We start from the raw sequence: 23,766 nt of genomic DNA, 5'->3' as shown, positions 1-23,766 counted from the left end.
AATCCAAAGCAAATTTATACAGCCTGGAAAAAACTTTAGCTTCTTTGAAAGCTCCACTGAACCAGTCATTTATTCATGGTATCTGATTGATACGCTTAAACTAGACTCTACTCCTGCAAAAAATAACATAGCTTTTACCCTCGTAGAAATCATGATTGTGCTCACCATTATTATGGTTCTAAGTGCCTTTGCTATAAAAATGATTGATTTATTGAATCCGGTCCGTGACATGAGAATGGAAGCTGATTCTGAAAGCGTCTCAGCGGTTATTGGCCTTTGTAAAGTGAAAAATAGCAGCCCCCCAAAACAGGTGGAAACTGTACTTAAGAATAAAAACTCCTCTAGCTGGAATAAAATGCTGAAACAAACTCCGATGGATTCTTGGAGAGAAAAGTATCAATATAGATTTCCCGGAAGGTATAATTCTGAAAGCTACCATCTTTACTCTAGAGGCCCAGATAGGTGGATAACACGAAAGACGATATGGGAAACTGGTAGTAATCTTTTTTATACAGCATTTCCAGCGGCATAGCCACTGGACCAAGCCCATTGAAAATTGTAGCCACCTAACCAACCCGTAACATCAACCACTTCACCTATGAAATAGAGGCCGCTAATTTTTTTACACTCCATTGTCTTTGAAGAAAGCTCATAGGTATCAAGCCCACCTCGAGTAACCTCAGCTTTTTTATAGCCTTCCGTTTCTACAGGAACCATCTGCCAATCTTGCAGGAGTTCAAAAAAACGATTTTTACGCTCTATCGGCATACGGTTGAGCTTTCCTTGAAAGCCATGCATGTCACACCAAGCTTTAGCTAACCGTTTACAGAGTTTATTGGCTACTAGTTTATGAACATCCATATCATGGTCAGATTGCTGCTCAATAAACAGTGTTGAAGATCCATCTGAAAGTAGGTCCATAGACAGTTGCTGACCCTCCTTCCAATAAGATGATATTTGCAAGATAGCTGGACCACTAAGCCCCCGGTGTGTCATAAGGACATTTTCTCTAAAAGCCGCTTTCTTTCCACACCTAACCGTAGCTTCAAAAGAAACTCCACTTAATTCTTTGAAATGCTTCATAGGCTTCTCCCCCAACACCAATGGAACTAAAGCTGGTCGGGTTGGTAGGACTTTCAGTTCAAATTGCTTTGCTAAATCATAACCAAAACTTGTAGCTCCCAAATTTTTAAAAGATAACCCACCTGTCGCGACTACTAGCGAATGAGCCTCAAAAACACCCTTTGAAGAAAGAACTTTGAAAACTTCTGTTTTTTTAATGGACAGGATTTCGCACTGTAAGAAGATATCTACTCCATTCGATATGCATTCTGTTGACAACATTTCAACAATTTGACGAGAGCTTTTATCGCAAAATTGTTGCCCCAGTTTCTTTTCATGATAAGTAATCTTATATTCTTCAACGAGATCAATAAAGTCCCAAGGACTATAGTTGGCCAGTGCTGACTTACAAAAATTCGGGTTTTCTGAAAGATAGTTTTCGGGAGTCGTATGTATATTGGTAAAATTGCAGCGACCTCCACCAGATATGAGAATTTTTTTTCCTATTCGGTCATTATGCTCAAGTAATGCCACCTTCTTCCCCCTTTTAGCTGCAGTCATGGCACACATCAGTCCGGCACCACCAGCGCCCACGACTACAACATCCACCCTATAGAGAGCTTTTCTCAAGACTACTTCGCTCTCCTAGGCCCAAATAGGCCTGTCCCTACTCGCACCATCGTGGCACCCTCTTCAATGGCTATTTCAAAATCATGAGTCATGCCCATTGAAAGATGTGGCAAAATCGAACCCGTCTCTAGCTCAACCTCTTTCTTTAAATCCGCTAACTGTTTAAAAAAAGGCCTAACCTCTTCTAGATCATCATAAAAAGGTGCCACAGTCATCAACCCGTTTACTTCTACATTTGCTAATTGATTGGCATGGATTACCAAGTTTTTGACTTCATAGGGGCTAGCTCCATGTTTGCTCGCTTCATCTGCAATATTTACCTCCAGTAAAATTTTTTGTATTTTACCAATCGTAGCAGCGCGCTTATCTACTTCATCCAACAAGAGCTGAGAATCTACCGAATGAATCCACTCGAAGAGCTTTACAATGTCTTTGACCTTGTTTCTCTGCAGTCCACCGATAAAATGCCATACACATAGGCTTGGTAGTAGCGGTATTTTAGCTCTGCCTTCTTGAAAACGATTTTCCCCAAATACGGTGTGCCCTGCATCTATTAGCTCGCGTAAGCTTTCAGGATTTTGCACCTTGGACGCAGCTATTAATTGAATTTGGCTTATGTCTCTACCCACCTTTTTTGCCGCATGTGCCATTTTGTTTTTGGTTGACTCATAACGATTATAAATCGTTTTAGCAAGCTCGGCATCAGATCTTTGAGCATCATTCATAAGGTAAGTTTAAGATTGGTTGACATTAAATTAGTAACGCTTATTGTGTTATTATGCAGATTGAATCATTCAGAGTTTTTAGAGACCTTGTAGAATCCCAAAGCTTTAGTAAAGCCGCTCAGCTCAATGATATCACGCAATCCGCTGTAAGCCAACAAGTAAGAGCTATTGAGGAAAGATTTCATGTACCGTTTATAGAACGCAGTAGCAAACGATTTGCACTGACTCGCGAAGGAGAGCTGCTCTACCAAACATCTAGGGACATCATTTCTCAATATGAATCTCTGCAACATCAGCTAAATGAGATGCGTAATATTGTTTCCGGAAATATTCGCTTAGCTACTGTCTATTCCATAGGGTTGCACGAATTACCCCCCTACATAAAGCGTTTTCTCAAAGAGTTTCCCAACGTTAATGTTCATGTTGAATACCGCCGTTCCAATCAAGTCTATGAAGAAGTCCAATTTGGCACTTGTGATTTGGGCTTAGTGGCCTTCCCTACTCATAAAAAAAACATTAAGTGTGATAATTTTAAGAAAGATCGTTTAGTTGTAATCTGTGCCAAGTCGCATGCACTAGCAGACAAAAAAGAAGTGACTATCGATGACCTCGCTTCTTACAAATTGATCGGATTTGACCCAGATATTCCCACCCGAAGAGCTATAGACAAAATCTTCCATGATTCGGGTATGGAGCCAAAGCCTGTTATGGAATTTGACAATATTGAAACTGTTAAGAGAGCTGTAGAAATTGATGCAGGTATCTCAATTGTACCGCGGGCCACAGTAGAACAAGAAGTATCCTTAGGTAGTTTGAATGTGCTAGAATTTTCTGGAAAACCTTACCATAGGCCGTTGGGTATGATCTACAAGAGTGGTCGTGTTTTATCACCAGCTCTTAAAAGGTTTCTCAAAACATTAAAAGAACCTATAGACAGCAACGGTATCAAGTAATTACACTCTATTTATGAGGGTTACAAAAGAGGAGATAGTCGAACAAGTTCTTCAGTCCATGAATAATAATGGACTAAGGATGACCAATCAGCGTAAAGCCATTGTTAAGGCAGCTTTTCATACCACTGAGCATTACACAGCTGAAGAACTTTTGGAACGAGCTCGTGAGCTCGACACTTCCATATCACGTGCCACTGTTTATCGAACATTACCTGTTTTAGTAAAAACGGGTTTCTTGAGAGAACTTGACATTGGTAAGGATATGATGCACTACGATCCGAATTACGCTCAGCACCCCAACCACAACCACATTATCTGCCAAGATTGCGGGAAAATCATAGAGTTCGAAGATTACTGCCTTGATGTTCGGGAAAGTGTTATTTCAAAAAACATGGGGTTTCGAGCCGAAGCCGTTACACTGCGCATTGAAGGCAAGTGCGAAGCCTTGGCTTCGAAAGGTAATTGCCCAAGAAGGGATGGGAGAAAGACTGAGAGTATTGAGTCGTAATCTCGATTGAATTTACTCCCGATTGCTACTACTTCTCCATCTCATTAAACCTCTCAGCCAACTTCTTCCAAACATAGACGTATTTTGTAACTCTAATACCCCAGTATCATCTCCAATGATTGATGATAACTTTTCCCCTTCTTCAGGTGTTAACATTGAAAACAGCCGCTCCCTGGTATTGCTCTCGATGACTTCGATTGCCTCGTCGCTCGCTTCATCGTCAAATACTAGGCCTTGATTAGCAACTTTTTGATAGCTACTTCCTAAAAGAGTCTGTAATTCTAATGCTCTTACTTCGTTCAGGCCAAGATATTCCGCATAGTAAGATGCCTGAAATTCCGTAGCATCCCCTGGGCTGTTTTGCCAGTCATTCAATTGATTGCTTATTCCTGCTAAATCTGAAAATTCTTCTTGATAACCCATTATTTTCTTTCGAATTTGTTGCCTTATATCATCGTCTAGATCACGCCATCCATTATCACCCACTAACGCCATAATCTCTTCACGAATCTCATTCCTTCTGATAGAAGCTAATGCATAAGAACGCCCAATATCTTTAACCGTACCGTAATTGACTAAAACTTCACCTTCATCAATATCAAATGATTCTGCTAGCTGCTTCTCTATTTCTAACTCCTTTTTGAGTTTAATTATTTGTTCTTCCAGAACCTCTTTCTCTTTGAGCCAATTATGGGCATTGTCAGAAGCACGATTCGAGACTGAGGAAGAACCTGATTCAAGATTATGGTCTAGAGTATCACCCTCACTTTCTAAAAATGTATAGGTGATAGCACTAGCAGCAATTGCCACTAGCAAGTAGCTTGAACTAAGTATAACTTTATTCATATTTTAGAACCCCTTTTTATTAGCTTATCTAAATGGTAATATTACTATTTAGTAGCATAATACACTTAAACTCAAATATTTCTCAGAAGTTTCACACCAAATGAATTGGCGACATCTTAACGGTTCTTTCAAATTTACGCAATCCTCTCAGCCGCTCCTCATGGGTATTCTAAATATGACGCCAGACTCATTTTCAGATGGTAACTCCTATCCTACTGCTCAATTAGCACTAGACCACGTGAGCCGAATGATTGACGAAGGAGCAGACCTCGTAGATGTAGGAGGAGAGTCCACACGTCCAGGAGCAAAACCTGTCAGCACACAGGAGGAGATTAAACGCACTCAAGTCATTATACAAAAAATTCACCAAAAACACCCCAAGACTCCAATCTCCATCGACACCACTAAAGCTACTGTTGCCTCCTCTGCCATTGATGCCGGAGCATCTATTATCAATGATATCAGCGCTGCAAGATGGGATCCTGCCATGACGGAACTATTGGCTTCGACACAAGCTGGTTACATTTGTATGCATGCCTTAGATAAGCCACAAAAAATGCAGCATGACCCACACTACCAGAATGTGCCGAGTCAAATATTAGAATTCCTTTCATCACGTCAAAAGGAATTGATCTCCCTTACTATCGATCCTGAGCGACTTGTATTCGATGTTGGAATAGGCTTTGGAAAAACGGTCTCACACAACCTAGAGCTTCTGCGACGGCAAGATTGCTGGAGGCAACTAAAGAGACCTATGCTTTGGGGACTATCAAGGAAATCATTTATAGGTAAAGTCTTACAAACATCAGTTGAAAACAGGCTAGCTGGTAGCCTAGCGGCTCATGCTTACTTACTAGAACATAAACAGGGCCCACAAATTTGGAGAGTCCATGAAATTGCTGAATACAAACATCTCATCAAAATGTGGGATGCACTTAGGCTTATATCATTCCATGGCTAACTAACCTGCAAAATCATCCCCTTGAGATATTCACTCTCTGGCATCCCTATGAGCACAGGATGATCTGATGGCTGATGAGCATATTCTAAAAGCTTCACTTCACGCTTCGCATCCACGGATGCTTTCAAAACAACCTCTTGAAATGTCTGGATATCGACATGAAAAGAGCAGCTATAGGTAGCTAGGATTCCATTAGTTTTCAAGCTCTGCAATGCTCTCAAGTTTAGCTCTTTATAGCCTCTCAAAGCATCGTTAAGACGCGCTTTATTTTTGGTAAAAGAGGGAGGATCTAAAATAATAAGATCCCAAAAAGCATCTTTTTTCTTTTGAAAAAAATCAAAAACGTTGTCTTGAATAAAAGTAATGTCCAGGCCTTGATGTTGGGCATTCTTCTCAGCTAATCCCAATGTAACTTGAGAAATATCGACCGCAGTTACCTTTTTCGCCCCGTTGTTTGCACAAGACAAAGCAAAGCTGCCTTGATTACAAAAAGCATCCAAGACATTACAACCTTTCGCTAGCTTACCTATTCGCTGATGCTGAACACGTTGATCAAGATAAAAACCCGTTTTTTGTCCTTCTTCAAAATCCAACCAATAGTCAATATCATTAATTTTAAGCCAAAAAGGAGTGGGCATCTTACCGTAAGCGACTTCTCTGTAAGAATCTAGTCCTTCGTGCTTACGAATAGGCGCATCATTACGCAAAAGAATACAATCAAGCTTAAGTTCTTCAGAAAAAACCTTTACAAGAAGGTCTCTTTTCTTCTCCATGGCTAAAGTTAGTATTTGAACCACTAATACCTTACCATATTGATCAGCAACTACTCCCGGCAAGCCATCACTTTCTGACCAAATGAGTCTTCTAATATCATGTAAGTCTTCTCGCCAAATGATAGCTTGCTGAATACGTTGCCTGATAAATTGCTCATCCAATTTAACTTTCTGGTAGGACAGGCGACGCCAAATAATCTGAGAGCTGCTATTGTAAATGCCACTTCCTAAAAAGCGACCTTTCGCATCTCGACACTCCACAACCTGGCCATCATACTGTGTGGACAAAGACTTTTGTACTTCACTGGCATATACCCAAGGATGTCCTTTTAGCACTCGTGAATGCCTATTAGGCTTGATTTTTAAAGATGGCACTACCTAAGTACAATCACACTTAAGAGCTCTGTTGTGGTTAGGCAGATAGGATTTTGCATGGCCCAACACTTTACCTTTAGGCTCGGGGTATTCATAGATATCACCTTTGAAATTTCTCAATAAGACCCTGTCTTCATCTTTTGCTACAATATAATCAGGGTTAAGGGGTATCTTCCCACCGCCACCTGGACCATCCAAGACATATTGAGGAATCGCATAACCTGTTGTATGGCCGCGTAATTCATCCATTATTTCAAGACCCTCTGCAATACTAGTTCGCAAATGAGCTGAACCCTTGATCAAATCACATTGATACAAGTAATATGGTCTCACTCTGCATAGTAAGAGCTTGTGTAGTAGCTCTTTTAGAATTTCAACATCATCATTAACGCCTCGCAGTAGAACCGCTTGATTCCCAAGAGGTACACCTGAGTCGCTCAAACGCTCCAGTCCCTCCTTAACTTCTGCTGTCAGTTCTTTAGGATGGTTGCTATGAATACTGATCCATATAGGACCATTACGCTTTAGCATAGCACACAACTCTGGTGTAATCCTTTGCGGTAGAAAAATGGGAATCCTACTTCCTATTCTAATAAACTCTATATGTTCTATAGCGCGAAGCCTTTGGAGAATTTTTTCTAATTTAGTGTCACTGAAAAGAAGAGGGTCTCCACCAGAAAGCAATACATCCCTGATTTCATCATGTTGTTCTAGATAATTATAAGCTTCCTCAAAATCAGTCTCTAAATCTTGGTCTCCAGCACCACTAACAACACGACTCCTCGTGCAATAACGACAGTAAGATGCACAACGATCAGTAACTAGGAAAAGGACACGATCAGGGTATCTATGAACCAAACCGGGCACCGGCATATGGTTGTCCTCACCACATGGGTCACTTAATTCTTCTCTATGCTCATGAGTCTCCTCGATACGAGGGATTACCTGGCGCCTAATTGGGCAATTAGGATCATGAGGATCAACGAGATTAAAGAATTGGGGTGTAATTGTCATAGCCAATTTTGATCTAGATAGCCTCACGCCTGCGCGTTCCTGTGGAGTCAGTTTAATTCTGGCTTCCAGATCCTCTAATGACTTAACACTGTTGCGAAGCTGCCACCTCCAATCACTCCACTTTTTCGGGTCAAGTCCCTCCCAATATCCAGGATATGAAAATAAAAACTCTTTTCTCGCCAACGAGTTACCTCTCTAATTACTCCAAAATACTAATCGTAATGCTTTGGTTGTCAAATACTTGAAAATTCTTCATCTTTGTGGAATATAGATAGAGTCATGAGCCATATCATACCAACACTGTATGTGAAAACTGGATGCCCCTGGTGTGAACAAGTCATAAATTATCTTGATGAAAATAAAATTAAATACGACAAAGTAGTGGTAACTGGCGACGAAGAGGCTTTTAGCGAAATGCGTCAGCTCTCAGGACAAACAAAGGCTCCCACTATGGATTGGGATGGGCAAGTTCTCGCTGACTTTGGCGTTGAGGAACTTATAGAATTTCTCAAAGATAAATCGGAGAATTAATGGAATCGTTTTACCTCCCAAATACTCGGAGAATCCCACTATTTTGACAGAACACATTAGCCCAGATCTCCAAGCTGCACTCATCTGTGAAGATGTAAGAATGGAAGCCAACGGAGGCAACACTCTCGTCGGGGTCATCAATATAATTGCTGCCCCCAAATTGCCTATTAGAGTCATTAAGTTATGTGTATTTACTAGATGGTGCTCGGGTCGTGGAGAGTTCTTGCAAAAAACTCGCATTTTAGATATCGATGAAGAGCATGAAATTGCCTCAGCTGAAGCTCCCTTTCGTCTTAAAAACACCGAAAACCACGCAACCAATGTAAATGTTTTTGGGGGTATGGAATTTCGCAAAGAGGGTGACTATCCGGTAGAAATCTGCCTAGAGAATGATCTTAAATTAAGATTTACTTTGAAGATCGTTAAAATGTCTGCTCCTCAACCACACCATGGCTAGTTACCTTTTTTGGAAATTTACTAAAACTCTTGGTCCTAAAAATCACTTTCCTCTGTTATCGAGGTGACCAAGTATGAAAAACTCGGAGACCAATTCGCTCAAGAGGGAAAAACACTTGAGGCCATTAGGTTTTATCAAAAAGCTATAAACCAAGATGGCAAGAACATATCAAGTATCCTCAAGCTAGGCTCGCAGCTCTATAATAGCAACGACTACCAAGCTGTTATAAATCACTATCAAAAGCATATCTCATCTTATCCAAATTACTTCGAGCTCTATTACAACTTAGGCAAAACCTACTGCAGACTCGGACAATACAAAAGAGCTCTTTCTGTATTTATAAAAGCAAAGCAGCTACAACCAAAATTCTTGGAAACATATCTCGAGACCGCATCTATTCTTGCTCGATTAGGACAACTAAACAAAGCAATTGAGAATTCCAGGGAAGCTATACAAGTTAACCCCACATCTCATAAAGTTCATAGTAATCTTCTCTTTTATATGAACATGGATCCTGCTTATACAAATGAGAAACTCTTTGCCGAATACAAAAACTGGAACAAGCTACATACACAAGATTGTGTAGTTTATGACAAATACTTAAACTCACTTAATACCGAAAAACAAATCAGACTAGCATTTGTCTCACCAGACCTCCGAAATCATGTTGTAGGTCACATCATACAACCATTCTTTAAACATTATGACCGTAATAGGTTTCAAATTACTTGCTACTATAATCATAATTCAAAAGACCAGCACAGCGAAGAAATACGATCGCTTGTAGACAAATGGTATGATGTCTTTGATTTGACCAACGATGCACTAGCAGAGAAAATACACCAAGAAAAAATAGATATCCTTGTTGACATGGTTGGACATATGAATGGTAATCGATTGATGGCTTTTGCCCAGAGGCCTGCCCCTATACAAGTCACTCAAACAGGATTTCCTAATACTACGGGTTTAAGTGCTATGGATTATAGAATTTCAGATTTTTATTTAGATCCACCAGGGCTTACTGATGATTATCACTCGGAAAAAATTATCCGACTAGATAGCCCAGGCATACTGTATAATCCACCCGAAAATAGCCCACCAGTAGCAGCAGCTCCTTTTCTAGAGAATGGACATATTACCTTTGGATGCTTAAATAATTATGTCAAAGTCTCTGAGCTCGCAGTTAAAACTTGGAGCCTTATTCTTAACGCCCTTCCTGATAGTAAGCTCCTCTTGCTTGTAGCTGAAGGAGAGGATGTTACAGAAGCTCTCCATAGAAGATTTCTAAAATACAGCATATCTCCGGATCGTATCCAGCCCGCTCCGCTGTGTGATCGAGAAAACTTTTTGCTATTACATCATCACGTTGATATTGCCCTTGACCCATTTCCCTATACAGGTTTTTTCTCTAGTGTAGAAGCACTTTGGATGGGAGTTCCCGTCATTACCATCTCGGGGAAAAATGGCGGGGAACGCCATGGAGTTAGTATTTACAATTATCTTGAGAGAACTGAGTGGATTGCTGATAGCTATCAAGAGTACATTCGTATTGCCTTAAAATTAGCTAAGGATAAACAAATACTTCAAAAGACTCGTCAAGAGTTACGCCAAGAAGTTCAGAACTCTCCTCTAATAGATGGCCAGCTTTTTACCAGAGAAATAAGCAAAGTCTATAGCGAAATGTGGAAAAATTGGTGCCAAAGCCAGCAATAAGCATAGGAAAAGTCGATCCTACATCTCATATCTTTATACAAAAGACAAGGCCCGAACGATGCAGTAGGGACTTAAAGATCTACGCATCTCCTTCAACTTCTACGATAATTCCCATTAAATGAATTCGTTTATAAGATTCTCGAGCATTTCCTGGCGTCCGGAGGCTATTGTAGGCTCTCCACTCTGTAGGGCATATTTCTCTAGCTCTTCGAAACTACTTTTACCTTCTTCAATCATCGTGCCAGCTGCAGTATCAAAGGACGCATAGCGTTCTTTGATAAATTTCCCTAGACGCCCATCAGCTCGAATAGCTGATGCAATCTTAAGACCTCGAGCAAAAGCATCCATTCCTCCAATATGAGCATGGAATAAGTCCACCGGTTCATGAGATTCTCTGCGTCTTTTCGCGTCAAAATTAAGACCACCTGTGACAAAACCACCCATTTCTAGAACTATTAACATGACTTGAGTAGTTTGGTAAATATTGGTAGGAAATTGATCCGTGTCCCAACCAATTAATTGATCTCCCCTATTCGCATCGATACTACCAAGCATCCCAGCATTAGCAGCAACAGTTAGATCGTGCTCTACAGTGTGGCCCGCCAGCTCCGCATGGTTCGTTTCAATATTGAGTTTGAAATAATCCATGAGCCCATACTCACGTAAGAAATTGAGGCATGCTGCAGAATCACTATCATATTGGTGAGTGCTGGGTTCTTTAGGCTTAGGCTCTATGTAAAAAGGTGCTGTGAATCCTATCTTCTTGGCGTGATCTACCGCCATATGTAGGAAGGCTCCAAGGTGATCTAATTCTCGCTTCATGTTGGTGTTAATCAAAGATCCATAACCTTCACGGCCTCCCCAAAAAGTGTATCCTAAGCCGTTTAACTCTTTAGTTGCTTCAATGGCTTTCTTCACTTGAGCTGCAGCGTATGCATAAACATCGAAGTTTGGAGAAGTCGCAGCTCCTTGAGCGTAGCGTGGATGGGCAAACAAACAGGCAGTTCCCCAAAGTAGTTTCTTACCAGTCTCTTTTTGTTTTTCTTTGAGCTTTGCTACAACTGCGTCTAAGAGTTCATTAGATTTTCCAAGATCATTCATCTCTGGCGCAATATCGCGGTCGTGCCAGCAATAATAATCTATTCCAATTTTCTCAAGAAATTCGAAGAAAACATCCACTCGAGTAAGTGCATTTTCTAAAGAATCAGACTGATCATCCCAGGGCATTAACGCTGTTCCTTGGCCAAATGGGTCTGCCAAAGGATTACGCATCACATGCCAATAAGGCGCCGCAAAGCGAAGGTGCTCGGACATGCTTTTGCCATCAATGACCTCATCTGCGTTATAATGCTTGAAAGCTAAGGGATTTTTTGAATCAGATCCTTCGTAAGGTATTACAGGTACGTCTTTAAAATATTCCATATTTATTTATCAATGTTAAGTGTTAGATCCAATAGTCTAACTACCTTTTTAGTCACTTAAAGTCTACATTTGGGTTATTTTCTTGTATATTCAAGACACTTTGATTTTTACAATACTTAAATTAAACGAATAGATGCTTTCATATCCATCTAGAGCGTTTTCTAATTAATAGACAATTGTGCCTCATCCCACCTTTCTTTTTACTGCCTAGAAAGCCACTGGAGATCTATGTGTAGCCAGATGGTACTTGAATCAATGCTTGATATCAGGAGATCAATTCGGCGAAAAGTCTATGAATACTTGGATCCCCCGGTTGAACCAGGGTATGACATGACACCGATATTTAGGTATACTTCAAAAATTCTCTAGAAGGAAGGGCTAACCATTCAAGCAAACGAGACAGCCAAAACTAGTGATGAAAGCTCTCCCAATATTCCTCGTCTAGTCTTAGTTAGCGTGCCAAATCCTCTTTCATAAATAGGATTCCGTCATATAGTGATGCTGAAAAGTGATACATAATCATAAGTCCACACCCAAGAATTCCTTAGACACGAGCAGGAGAGGCGATTATAACTTGAATGATTAGTTGCGGCCACGCGAGGCCAAGCGATATCTTAATATAACTAATGCCCCAACACCCAGAATGATCAGTGTGTATGTAGAGGGCTCAGGTATCGTTACGATATCTATAGTCAATGTTTCAAGAAATTTTCTGCGATTACCTGTAGAACTCAACGCAAAAAGATCACCATCTTGGACTACTTCATCCAAAATTACTGAACCTTCTTCAGTAACAGAGGCAATTTCTAAACCCAAAGTCGGACTTATTTGTTTATGAATCGCATAATTTTCACCACCGCTTAGCCCGCTCAACACAACCAGATCATTTGCACCTAGTGTTAATCCACTAAAATCAAATTCGAAAAAGATCGCCTCACCTTGATCTATCCTGGACACACCACCCAGTTCAGAATCCTTAACTCCCCAACCTCTAGCGTTTGTGGCAATCAATGAAGTAGAGATATCATTAATACCGCTCCAATCTACTGGATTAAAATTATTGATTCCGCCTTCCGAGCTCAAAGCTGAGATCTTAAGATCAAACGTCCCGGATGCTAAGATAGATGAAAATCCGCCTGATAAGAAAGGGTCTTTTGTGCCAGTAGCAGACACGCTATTGTTTGTGACATCAACAGTAACATCTGAGGTACTAAGATTCAGCCCTCGGCTGGTGAAATCAAGGATCACTGCTGCACTGGTATAAGAAGCATGAGTTAAATATACGGCTATTAAAAGATATATCTTGTTTAGTAAAGTGCTCTGATTCATAATAGTTTTCAAATATATATGGTTTGAGTTTTAGTTTTTTAGTTCCCAAATACTTCAAATTATATCCTTCAAAAGGCTACAATTTACACAATCACCCATTAAACAAACTTATTCCTACCTTTTATGTAGAACACCTCTCAAGTTACTGATCTTGGATTAGAATGCAAATTAAATATTTAAAAAAAAAGCTGCATTTTATATCCGCTTGAGCATAGAAGAGTCGCTATGAAAGAGCGAAGTGAGTTCGAAAACTAGTAAAACAGTTTCATCGAGATTTTTTGTTGTTCTATAGAAAACCCATTTCGCCATCACCTAAGAAACAGGGGATATCAGTGGCTTAGTTGAAATTAACCAGATACAAGGTCGCTTCACTAGATCAAATCTCAGTGAAAATGGCCTAGTATAGTGTTGACGAAACACTGGTTTTATTAATAAATGATTATCAATAAGAACATGGACTCGAATTTTTTTAGAACTTTTAGTGAGCACCATAGCTGGCTTGACCGAGCAGCGATCACTATGTCACTTATTTGTGCTGTGCACTGTCTGATTACACCAGTTATACTAGTAATATTACCGATCGTAGCTTCGACTTTCTGGGTGCACGAGCAATTTCATTTATGGATGCTCTTTTTGGTCATTCCAACTACTAGTTTAGCTATTTTCATGGGCTGCAGAAAACACAAGGATAGATGGGTGATCGCATTTGCTACAATTGGCATCTGTTTACTCATCACCGCGCTTACGAGGGAAGTAACAGGGTTTACATCAGCATGCGCTAGTTGCCACGTTTGTTCAGGGCCAGCAAATCAAATGTCGGCAGAGACCATTTTCAAAGATAATGCTATTTCCTTACACGCTTTAATCAATACCCTGGGGGGGGCCTTTTTGGTGACTGGCCATGGTCGCAATTTCTGGCTATGCCGTAAGGTCTCCTGCACCCCTCAGAACTGTTGCTAAATCCTAAGATAAATGACCGGATAAGTTGCGGCATGGAACTTTTCCACACTGATAGCACTCTATTCTAATCAATGCATTTACAACAACTAGCCATCCTGAATAGCTTGAGCGATTAGAGTTTCCTTAGAATATGCCCATAGGCTCTTTTGATACCTACGGCCTTACTCCATCTGGATTGACACTTTACATTTTTAATAATTTCAACTTCGCTTATTCTTAAGAGACAAACTTAGACGTTGCCATGGATCCATCTTTGTCGACTCTCTTTTCCTTGTGGCTCAGGCTCTTATAGATTTTGTGCAACTCCCATTACATCAATCCGGTTTTAAAACGAGGGTTTGCAAACAGCTAAATTTTTGGAGAAAGCAAAGGTAATCCTAGATCCTATCTCCATTCATGCTTGGGGTAGCGACGCCTCAATTCCAATTTGATCTTTTCATACCCCTCTTCCCAAAAGGATTCTAGATCATCTGATATTTGAACTGGTCTCATATTCGGCGCTAGCACCTCAACGCAACATTTTACTCTATCCATAGCAATAGGGTAATTGACAGGCGCATCATAGAGATCTTGAATCTTTACACGAATAGTAGGAGCTTTTTCGGGATGATACTCCACCTTAGCCGATCTCTTATCATGAATTTTGATGCGTTCAGGTGCGTGCTGCTGTAAGGCAGACAACTGCTGTTGAGAGAGCCATTTTTGAACTATTGGCATAACAGCTCTTTCCTTGATTTGCTTATAGCTAATTGCTCCTTCACATATTTGCTCAAGTAATAATCTCTTATCTTCCTGGTTAATCATAGGTAATTCTAATTCCGGACACCATTGAGCCAACTGATTGAGTCTCAAAATCCATTGTTCTACCTCGTAGTTCCAATGCTTTAGCACAAGATTGCCTTTTGCAATTTCTTGTGCCAAAAGTCCACTAGATTCTACACCTGGCAGGGCATCTTTTTTAACTAGGTGTAACGTAAGATCTCGAAAAATCTGACCTTGAAGAACTACAATTCGTCTATTTTGTTTATCAAAAGCTAATTCATTCTTTTCTGCAAAATCATTTGGAAAGAGTTCCCTAAGCCATACTTCATCCACTCGACTTACTTGCTCTAAAAATGTTTGCACACCTTTTCCAGCAGTAAAGCTATCCGTTTCCCTTACACGCACAGCTATTACGATTTTACTATTCCTGACGACAGAGTTACGTGAAATTTCGCCTGTGCGCCTATGAACCATTTCACAACGCATAGACCCACCGTCTAACCTACATGCCACTTGATCGGAAAAGGCCACAAGAAAGCACTGTAGCAAGCTGGAAATATTTTCTTGTCTGGTAGCTTGATTATTCTTGGGAAACAAATTCATTTCTTTTGAGAGATTCAATAGCTGCTGGAAACTTTTATCTACTTCCAAAGCTGAAAGCCCATGGACACCTATGGAATCACAATCATGTCGATCAAACCCTTTTTGCTTGGTCCAATTCCAGGCATGCATTTGTAACAAGAGATCCGAATCACTGATTTCACCAAATAAAGATTCTCTTTTCTGTTGAACTTTTCTATCAACCTTTCGTAAGAAAATATCTCTTCCCTGCAACAAAGCCGCAGCTAAACAAGCTCCTTGAATACAATTCCGACGCTCAGCTTCAAGCAACATACGAGAAAATCTAGGATGCAAGGGGAAGCTAAGCATACGCCTGCCTTCATCACTAAGCATTTCAGTCTCACCAACTAAAGCTCCCAAATCTTTTAATACTACCAAGGCCTGATCCAATAAACTTTGGCTAGGCATTTCAAACCATGGGAAGCTTTTAAAATCTTCCACGCCAAAGCCTTTCAACGTTAATAGAATCTCCGCCAAATCAATCCTCATGATTTCAGGCAGTTCGGTTTGCGGGAGATGTTCTTGCTCAAACCTAGACCAAAGCCGATAGCACCTACCCGGAGCAATACGCCCTGCCCTACCCGCTCTTTGGGCAGCTGAGGATTGGCTGATCTTCTCAACGGTCAATGAGTTGATCCCGCGACTCGGGTCAAATCGATTGACACGCGCAAGCCCGCTATCAATCACAATGGTCACCCCTTCAATGGTCAAGGATGTCTCTGCAACATTTGTCGATACAATAATGCGTCTCTGCTGGCGCGGTAACAAAGCCTCATCTTGTTTATCAGGGGGCAATTCACCATGCAATGGCAAGACAACTACTCGCTCTCCAAAGTTATAGCCTTCTAAACACTTAATGGTTCTTCGAATTTCTATACCTCCAGGCATGAAAATTAATATATCGCCATCTACTTTTTCTCGAATCACTCTTTTAACAACTCCAGCAGCGCGCTCCCAGATAGGCTCTTCACGCCCTCTCGATCTCAAAGTATGCCGACCACTTTTTGCATTACCTTCATACCTAATCGATACATCATATTGGCGAGTCTCTGATTGAACCAACTGAACAGGTTGAAGAAACTTTTCTAAACGGTCTGAGTCCAAAGTTGCAGACATGACCACTATTTTTACATCTTGTCCTTTTGAAACTTGTAAATACAGTGCCCAAGCTAGAAGGACATCTCCTTCTAGATGTCGCTCATGGAACTCGTCAAAGACTATAGCCGAGATACCTTCTAATTTCGGATTCCGAAGTATTGTGCGCAGTAGAATCGCCTCAGTCATAAAGACGATTGAAGTCCATTCTCTCGTGCAATTTTCAAAGCGAACTTGATAGCCCACCTCCTTTCCCAGCGTGAGCCCCATTTCTTCGGCAACACGACGCGCCAACATTCGAGCAGCTAGACGTCTAGGTTGCAGAACTAGAATTTTCCCTTGTTTGGCATAACCTGCTTTGACTAAAATTTGTGGAATCTGTGTAGACTTTCCCGAACCGGTTGGAGCCATTAGGATGACTCTCTTTTTCTCTTTTAGCCCCTTTAATATTTCTGGACCTTTAGCATTTACGGGTAAACTCATCGAAAGATATAAAATATGATGCACTTATGTCATGACGACTCTATGTTCGTGATAACTTAGCCATGCCCGACCTTCAAGATAAAGGATTTATTGTAAAGAGCCTTAACTATTCCGAGACTAGTCTCATTATAACTTGGATTACAAAAAGGCATGGTATCATATCAACAATAGCTAAGGGAGCCCGCCGATCTAAGCAAAAGCTCTACTCTAAAACAGACCTCTTTTATGAAGCTTTACTCACTTTCAGATCCAGTACACATGATAACTCGCCTTATTTGCATCAACTAATCGACATCGAACTAATAAATCAAAATAAACATGTCTCTAAGAGCTATCAACATCTTTTAGCCGCAACTGTTTATTTCGAATTAATCAATCACCTTGTAGAGCAACAAACCCCGGTACCGGAACTCTATGATCTGTTTACAAAAGCAATTGAATATCTAGATAAAAAAGCACCTTCCAAACAAATTCTTCACCGGTATGAGAGACACTTATACATGGCCCTAGGATTAGACAATGGCACTCAATCTATACAGAAAATTCGCCAACGATATTATCAGAAAATACCCAAATCTTTGTTGAATCTAGAAAAAGATTTTTCTTCATAAGTTACTGCTGCTGTTTTGATTATAAATCAAAGTATATACTCTTAATTAGATTTTTTACATTTTACCAATAATGTAACTACATATTAAAACAGGAGGGTTACTTTATGAGTAATATTAATGATAACACATTGACAGAATCTCCCATCGCCGCTGGAGAAATTGAACCATTAGACATAAACGATTGTATTTGCTTTGGCATAAGAAAAGCTAGCCGAGCCATTACACAAATTTGTGATGATTCACTAAAACGCTCAAAATTACGTTCCACGCAATTTACTATTTTATTAGCACTATCACAAAAAGGTTCCATTACTATTGGTAAACTTGCAGAAGAACTATGGATTGATCCCACCGCTCTGAGCAGAAACCTAAAACCGCTTGTAAGAGAGAACTATCTTGAAATCCAACCAGGATCGGACCAGCGCACTCGCTTTATATCATTAAGTGAAAAAGGAAAGATAAAGACAGATGAAGCTTTAAATCATTGGAAGGAAACTCAAGAGAAACTTAGAACACTTTTTACTGAGAGTGATTTGGCTCAAATCAAAGGCTCTCTCAATATGTTATTAGAGAGCATAAAAGATCATCGTTAGTAGTAGTCCTGGTAAGTTTTATATTATTTAGTTTTCATTTCATAGACCCCATCCCATTCTTCAGGTGGTGGTGAGAACTGACAGTCTTGGCTTCTCTTAACATATAAACTGCACAGACTATCTTCAGGGTTTAGGCTGTATGCTAGATTGAAACTCTCTTCAGCCTTAACAAAGCTCTTATTTCTATAAAGAATTATTCCTTTCTCAAAATGCTCTAACCACGTGTAGGCTTCTTGATCAATATTAACTTTTTCACTATGCACCGTGAATACTTCCACGGGCTTTGTCTTACCTTTGACTTTGATAAGATCAACCGTCTGTATAATAAATTCATCCTTCACTAACTCTGCAATACTCTCTCCCATGCAAAACTCAATCCCGTATGTCTTTGTGACACCCTCCAAGCGGGATGCTAAATTCACTGCATCGCCGATGACAGTAAACTCTTTCTTCTTCAAAGACCCCATATTGCCGACTATGACCTCACCGTAATTAAGCCCCATACCAATCTTAAATGGAATCATTCCCCGTCTTTGCCAATCTGCATTAAGACGATCTAGCTCGTTTAACATAGCCAGTGATGCTTTCACTCCATTTTTAGCATCTAGCTCTATACCTTCACTTGTGGTGTTACCCCAGACAGCCATAATGGCGTCACCAATAAATTTATCCAAGGTCCCATTATGATCAAATACGCAATCAACCATCGCCGTGAAGTACTCATTGAGCTGTGTGACAAATTGTTGGGAGTCAGATACAGCCTCTGTCATGGTTGTGAAGCCGCGAACATCTGAGAAAAAAACAGTTACTGGCTTACGAACCCCTCCTAAAGATTCCATATAAGCATCGGGGCTATCGAGAATTTGCTTGACCACATTTTTTGAGACATATGTATCTAACATAGATCTTACCCGATTTTTTTCCATCCAATCAAAAGCATATTCAAGAGCCAAGCTGAATATGCTTCCTGAATTGAAGACGAACAAAGGAGCAAATGCGATAAGATAGAAACTATATGCATTATAAAGATAGAACAATAAGCCAAGAAATAATCCATTCGTTAACAGAATTAGAACAGCCCTGAAAAGAGGTTGCCTCATAGAAATGGATAAGATCCAAGCAAGCAATGCGCTTAGGAGAACTATGATACACTGCATCCAAATAGGAGTCTCTGATATAAAATGAGCGTGCCTAGCGGCTGCTAAAGCATTAAGGTGTAGCTCAGGCCCTGGCATATTACCCACTGGAGTCATATGATAATCCTGCGACCAATTACCATAAGGCCCCAATAAGATAATTTTATTTTTAAAAAAATCTCCATTCTGATAGTTATTCTCCCAATAAGAATCTACAAATATATTAGCTACTGAATGAGGTAAATAGCCTGCTCCTGCCTTTTCTCCAAAGCGTATGATTTGCCGCTTCTCAATCCCATGAATATATTGATCTTCCCCGAGAATTTCTAAAGCTCGCGCAGTAATAGATGTGGTATTGTTAGCTTTATAGAAATCAAGATTTCTTATAATATCATCTTCGTCATTAGGAAAATTTACATAGGCTATGCGCTTATCTAAGGGATCTTTTTGAGTAATAATTGTTTCGTAGGGAATATCTAATTTGATCACAACATTACCATTAGGAAGTGTTGCATTGCTATAGTTTGCTCCAACTACAACTTTATCTCTATATTTATCTAAGCTTGCCTTAAGAATAAAATCATTTTCAGTGGGTGTTAAAAATAAAAAATCCAAGATCACAACTTTAGCGCCTGCATCAAATAACCGATCTAGTATATAGGCATAAACCGAGCGTGGATAAGGCCAACCAGATTTCATTAAACGTAATGCTTCAGAGGCTTCGAAATCTTCCTCCCATAAGTGGTCAAGAACGATGGATGCATTATCTACTGCTAAATAAACAAGATCATCATCAATAGGAGCTTTTTTGCCATGCCATGCTAAATTGTCTCGGATATTTAATTCTCCTAGGTAAAAAGTGTTATTGACATAGCTATGAGCTCTTTGGATAAAAGGAGGAAATTTGCCCAGACCTATTAACTCAATAGTAACAACCAAGAAAACAGGAGCCAGGCATACCATGCAGATGATTGCTAAGCTGATACCTCTTCTTTTCTTAAAATTCAAAAGCATATGCAAAACTCACTCTGTATACCCTTCGACTGTTAATCAATCGAATTAAGAGAGTTAAACCACATCATCCAATAAAGACATAAAGATCTGTGTAAGATCGTGTACAAAGATACGTAGAGTTCACTCTAAGTATCCCTTCTTAAAAAATCTTCGCCAACTCTCTTTCCTTATGGCTCAAGCTTTTACACATTTCCCTTAATCCCTATCTATACAATCCAGGTTAAATCAAATTAATACTTTTTCCAAAACCCCGGAACAAAGAGGAGCAAGACTGCATACAGTTCTAACCTTCCTAACAACATCAAAAGTGAGAGCCACATTTTACTAGCTGGATTAAAAAAAGAAAAATTTTCAGTTGGACCAATTTGGTCAAGGCCGGGACCGATATTATTTAAGCAGGCGAAAACCGCCGATACTGTCGAATCAATTTCTAACTTTGGCTCAAGTAATGCTAAAATGACAATCCCAGATATAAAAATCATGAGATACAATGCAAAGTAAAAAGTCACCGCAGAAACCAATGAATCTTCTAGTATTCTGCCATTTAGCCTAATGCGTTGTATCAAACGCGGCCTGTAAACTAAGCGCAGCTGATGAAAAATTTCTTTAGTAAAAACAATCATGCGTGCAGCTTTCACACCGCCAGAAGTTGAACCAGCACAACCTCCCATCACCATTAATAATAGCAGGACTACCTGAGCAAAAGGTGGCCAACTAGCAAAATCTGCCGTAACATAACCTGTCGTTGTGCCTACAGAAACAACCGAAAAAATAGAGTCCATCAAAGCATTACCAAATTGAGACCATTGGTAGTGTCTAGTTACCAGCAAGTCCGAAGTCACCAAAATGATAGCTACTCCTATGACCATAAAATAGATACGAGTCTCTTCATTACGCCTCAATACTCCAATCTGTTTAAGAACAAGTATTTTATAATGAATTGGGAATGCCACTCCCCCAGCTAACATAATGACAACTAACCATAGTTGTATAAAAACGCTTTCATAATAAGCAATGCTAGTGTCCTTGGGACTAAAGCCCCCGGTGGCAATAGCAGTCATTGCATGATTAACAGCATCGAAGAAGGACATCCCAAAAATGAGTAAACCCAATGCCGCGACTCCAGTTAAAGAAAGGTAAATAATCAGATAGCTGAGGCTTAGAGATTGAATCCTAGGTTTTAAATCACCTTCTGCAAGTCCACTAGTCTCACCTTGGAATAATGCTTTGCCGCCTACTCCTAAAAAACCTAATAGCGCCACAAATAGCACCACTACTCCCATACCACCCATCCATTGCATGAGACTTCGCCATAATAGATAAGACTCCGGTAGTTTTTCCAAATGTTGAACAACAGTAGAACCTGTTGTGGTAAAGCCTGAGAAAGACTCAAAAAATGCATCCCACCATGGCATATGTGTCGGCCCTAAAATAAATGGAATGGCTCCAAAGACACCGCACAATAGCCAGCTCAAGCCCACAACAGCCAGTGCTTCTCGTCGGAAAATATTCTCTCGATCTGCATTACGCCCTACAAGTGCAAAAAAAATAGCAAACAATAAAATGATCAAGACACTCGCTATCCATGCTGGAAAAGACTCAGGGCTTGTTTCCCGTTCCCAAAACCATGAGAAGAGGCAACAGACTACCATCATCATGCTTTCAATGATTAGCACTCCTCCTAAAATTAATGAAACAAATCTAAGATTCACATGGCAGACTCAAAGAGATTCAACACTTTAATTCGTTCGGAGACCATATTAATGACAAGCAATGAATCGTTTCTCTGGATAGTATCTGAAGCTGTTGGAACAATGGTGCCATCTGCTCGCTCGATCCCCAACAATAAAGCACCTGCCGGCCATGCCAAGTCACTGATTCGTTTACCGAAAAGCTCAGACTCCTCTCTATCAAGTTTCAGTTGAATGATCTCAGCTTTATTTTTCATACTCCAAAGCTGCACATATGGCTCAGTCGTTACATAAGGTAATAGTTCCTCACCGGCTACAACTCTTGGGCTGACCGTTGTAGTAACTCCCAGAAAATCTCCAAAATCTAAAAAGATTCCCGCGTAATCTGGGCGATGTATAGTCAATAAAATAGGTTTCACACCTAACTTTGCTGCTTGCAGACATGAGACCACATTATCTTCATCATCTCGTGTAGCAGCTACAAATACATCTGCTTCTACTAAGTTTTCCTCTCGCATTAAACGTGAACGAGTCGCATGACCTTGAACCACTTTTACCCAAGGAAATAACTCGCATACCGTCTTGCATTTATCCTCGCTTGGCTCGATAAGCTTTATATCCGACTCGACAGGATTAAAATATTCTAATAATCCAATACCTACATCATCTGCTCCGTAAATAGCTATCCTAATGCGCTTTTTCTTATTATTATGTTCTACATATTCTGCAGCCTGTTTAAGGGCTTGCGGAGCTCCAATCAGTATGATCTCATCCCCAACTTCCAATATCGTAGAAGCGCGAGGAATCACAATTTCAGGATCACGACGCAAAAGCCCAACTCGCATACGAGGGGGGAAAGAAATATCCATCAAAGCTTTGCCTGCGGCAGGAGATTTTTCATCAACATGAACTTGAAGTACTTCTATCGCACCTCGAGCAAATTGGTCTAATACGGGAGTAATTGGTGTACGGATCTCCTTTGCTAACCTCGCAGCAACCAACCTTTCCGGACTTACAAAGTAGTCAATTCCAAAGTGTTTCCCATAGGAAAAACTTTTATGCTCTCGTTGCAAGTTAGAATGGCACCGAGCAATAACATTTTTGGCTCCAAGCTTTTTAGCTAATGAACTAGCAACAAGATTAATTTCATCTTGAGAAGTCAGAGCCAAAAAGAAATCACAATTTTTAACCCCCGCTTTACGCAACACTTCCACAGAGGATGCTGAACCAGTAATCACAACTCCATCTAGTTGATCCTCTAGTCGACTGGCAGTTTCTTCATCTGAATCGATCATCACAAGTTCATGGCCTCGTGCAATGAGGAGTTCTCCTAAATGAAAGCCGACTTCACCTAATCCAGAAATAATGATTTTCATTAGCTTGAAATAGCAAAAATACTTTCTACTTTTTTCATGAATTGCCGGAATAAACTTATTTTAATTTAAATGATGTCATTGAGGCCTAAAAATCTTCTCTCCAGGAAACATAGAGTCTCCCTAAG

20 protein-coding genes are annotated in these 23,766 nt (G+C 40.2%); 9 read left to right on the top strand and 11 right to left on the bottom strand.

Annotated features, from left to right (window positions below):
• Position 1 precedes the first annotated feature (1 nt).
• Positions 2-532 (top strand): type II secretion system protein GspG, encoded by a 531-nt coding sequence (locus AAGA18_07200; protein ID MEM9445124.1) that lies wholly within the window; start codon positions 2-4, stop codon positions 530-532.
• Here AAGA18_07200 and AAGA18_07195 read toward each other — a convergent pair.
• Positions 508-1,692 carry an NAD(P)/FAD-dependent oxidoreductase gene (locus AAGA18_07195; protein ID MEM9445123.1) on the bottom strand — a complete coding sequence of 395 codons (1,185 nt, stop codon included), beginning with the start codon at positions 1,690-1,692 and terminating at the stop codon, positions 508-510. The two genes, AAGA18_07200 and AAGA18_07195, sit on opposite strands and share 25 nt — an antisense overlap.
• Before the next feature lie 2 nt (positions 1,693-1,694).
• A complete protein-coding gene (locus tag AAGA18_07190) occupies positions 1,695-2,417 on the bottom strand; it encodes a YggS family pyridoxal phosphate-dependent enzyme (GenBank protein ID MEM9445122.1) in 723 nt (240 codons plus the stop codon).
• Between the two features lie 53 nt (positions 2,418-2,470).
• On the opposite strand from AAGA18_07190, the gene AAGA18_07185 reads away from it, so the two are divergent.
• Both AAGA18_07185 and AAGA18_07180 read left to right on the top strand, forming a co-directional pair.
• Entirely contained in the window at positions 2,471-3,370 is a 900-nt protein-coding gene (locus AAGA18_07185; GenBank protein MEM9445121.1) for a LysR family transcriptional regulator, read from the top strand.
• Between the two features lie 13 nt (positions 3,371-3,383).
• Entirely contained in the window at positions 3,384-3,878 is a 495-nt protein-coding gene (locus AAGA18_07180; protein MEM9445120.1) for a transcriptional repressor, read from the top strand.
• A 12-nt stretch (positions 3,879-3,890) separates the two neighbouring features.
• On the opposite strand, the gene AAGA18_07175 is transcribed toward AAGA18_07180, so the two are convergent.
• Entirely contained in the window at positions 3,891-4,724 is an 834-nt protein-coding gene (locus AAGA18_07175) for a DUF5320 domain-containing protein (protein ID MEM9445119.1), read from the bottom strand.
• Positions 4,725-4,824: 100 nt separating this feature from the next.
• On the opposite strand from AAGA18_07175, the gene folP reads away from it, so the two are divergent.
• On the top strand, positions 4,825-5,685 hold the full coding sequence (gene folP / locus AAGA18_07170) for a dihydropteroate synthase (protein MEM9445118.1): 861 nt from the start codon (positions 4,825-4,827) through the stop codon (positions 5,683-5,685).
• Here folP and AAGA18_07165 read toward each other — a convergent pair.
• Entirely contained in the window at positions 5,682-6,833 is a 1,152-nt protein-coding gene (locus AAGA18_07165; GenBank protein MEM9445117.1) for a class I SAM-dependent rRNA methyltransferase, read from the bottom strand. The two genes, folP and AAGA18_07165, sit on opposite strands and share 4 nt — an antisense overlap.
• 3 nt (positions 6,834-6,836) lie before the next feature.
• Positions 6,837-8,030 (bottom strand): KamA family radical SAM protein, encoded by a 1,194-nt coding sequence (locus AAGA18_07160; GenBank protein ID MEM9445116.1) that lies wholly within the window; start codon positions 8,028-8,030, stop codon positions 6,837-6,839.
• Between the two features lie 96 nt (positions 8,031-8,126).
• Between AAGA18_07160 and AAGA18_07155 the strand changes: the two genes are divergently transcribed.
• The 3 genes from AAGA18_07155 (at position 8,127) to AAGA18_07145 (ending at position 10,548) form a co-directional block, all read left to right on the top strand.
• Positions 8,127-8,378 (top strand): glutaredoxin family protein, encoded by a 252-nt coding sequence (locus tag AAGA18_07155; protein MEM9445115.1) that lies wholly within the window; start codon positions 8,127-8,129, stop codon positions 8,376-8,378.
• A 43-nt stretch (positions 8,379-8,421) separates the two neighbouring features.
• Positions 8,422-8,835 (top strand): hypothetical protein, encoded by a 414-nt coding sequence (locus AAGA18_07150; GenBank protein MEM9445114.1) that lies wholly within the window; start codon positions 8,422-8,424, stop codon positions 8,833-8,835.
• 63 nt (positions 8,836-8,898) lie between these two features.
• The gene (locus AAGA18_07145; GenBank protein MEM9445113.1) at positions 8,899-10,548 is read left to right on the top strand and encodes a tetratricopeptide repeat protein; all 1,650 of its coding nucleotides are present in this window, start codon (positions 8,899-8,901) and stop codon (positions 10,546-10,548) included.
• Positions 10,549-10,662: 114 nt separating this feature from the next.
• On the opposite strand, the gene xylA is transcribed toward AAGA18_07145, so the two are convergent.
• Both xylA and AAGA18_07135 read right to left on the bottom strand, forming a co-directional pair.
• Positions 10,663-11,970, bottom strand: a complete 1,308-nt coding sequence (gene xylA, locus AAGA18_07140) for a xylose isomerase (GenBank protein ID MEM9445112.1) — start codon at positions 11,968-11,970, stop codon at positions 10,663-10,665.
• Between the two features lie 582 nt (positions 11,971-12,552).
• Positions 12,553-13,299: a PEP-CTERM sorting domain-containing protein gene (locus tag AAGA18_07135; protein ID MEM9445111.1), complete on the bottom strand. Its 747-nt coding sequence runs from the start codon at positions 13,297-13,299 to the stop codon at positions 12,553-12,555.
• 453 nt (positions 13,300-13,752) lie between these two features.
• Between AAGA18_07135 and AAGA18_07130 the strand changes: the two genes are divergently transcribed.
• The gene (locus AAGA18_07130; protein MEM9445110.1) at positions 13,753-14,259 is read left to right on the top strand and encodes a MerC domain-containing protein; all 507 of its coding nucleotides are present in this window, start codon (positions 13,753-13,755) and stop codon (positions 14,257-14,259) included.
• A gap of 384 nt (positions 14,260-14,643) precedes the next feature.
• Here the strand turns inward: AAGA18_07130 and hrpB are convergent, their stop codons facing one another.
• Positions 14,644-17,220 (bottom strand): ATP-dependent helicase HrpB, encoded by a 2,577-nt coding sequence (gene hrpB / locus AAGA18_07125; GenBank protein MEM9445109.1) that lies wholly within the window; start codon positions 17,218-17,220, stop codon positions 14,644-14,646.
• Between the two features lie 715 nt (positions 17,221-17,935).
• On the opposite strand from hrpB, the gene AAGA18_07120 reads away from it, so the two are divergent.
• A complete protein-coding gene (locus AAGA18_07120) occupies positions 17,936-18,424 on the top strand; it encodes a MarR family winged helix-turn-helix transcriptional regulator (protein ID MEM9445108.1) in 489 nt (162 codons plus the stop codon).
• A gap of 23 nt (positions 18,425-18,447) precedes the next feature.
• Here AAGA18_07120 and AAGA18_07115 read toward each other — a convergent pair whose 3' ends face one another.
• The 3 genes from AAGA18_07115 to trkA form a co-directional block, all read right to left on the bottom strand.
• On the bottom strand, positions 18,448-20,574 hold the full coding sequence (locus AAGA18_07115; GenBank protein ID MEM9445107.1) for an adenylate/guanylate cyclase domain-containing protein: 2,127 nt from the start codon (positions 20,572-20,574) through the stop codon (positions 18,448-18,450).
• A 230-nt stretch (positions 20,575-20,804) separates the two neighbouring features.
• Entirely contained in the window at positions 20,805-22,286 is a 1,482-nt protein-coding gene (locus AAGA18_07110) for a TrkH family potassium uptake protein (GenBank protein MEM9445106.1), read from the bottom strand.
• A complete protein-coding gene (trkA, locus tag AAGA18_07105; GenBank protein MEM9445105.1) occupies positions 22,283-23,641 on the bottom strand; it encodes a Trk system potassium transporter TrkA in 1,359 nt (452 codons plus the stop codon). Before trkA ends, AAGA18_07110 begins: the two co-directional genes overlap by 4 nt.
• Positions 23,642-23,766: the final 125 nt, after the last annotated feature.

The organism is Verrucomicrobiota bacterium (genome assembly GCA_039192515.1).
In the GTDB taxonomy this organism is placed as follows: Bacteria; Verrucomicrobiota; Verrucomicrobiia; order Methylacidiphilales; family JBCCWR01; genus JBCCWR01.
This window is presented reverse-complemented; position numbering and strand designations above follow the sequence as displayed.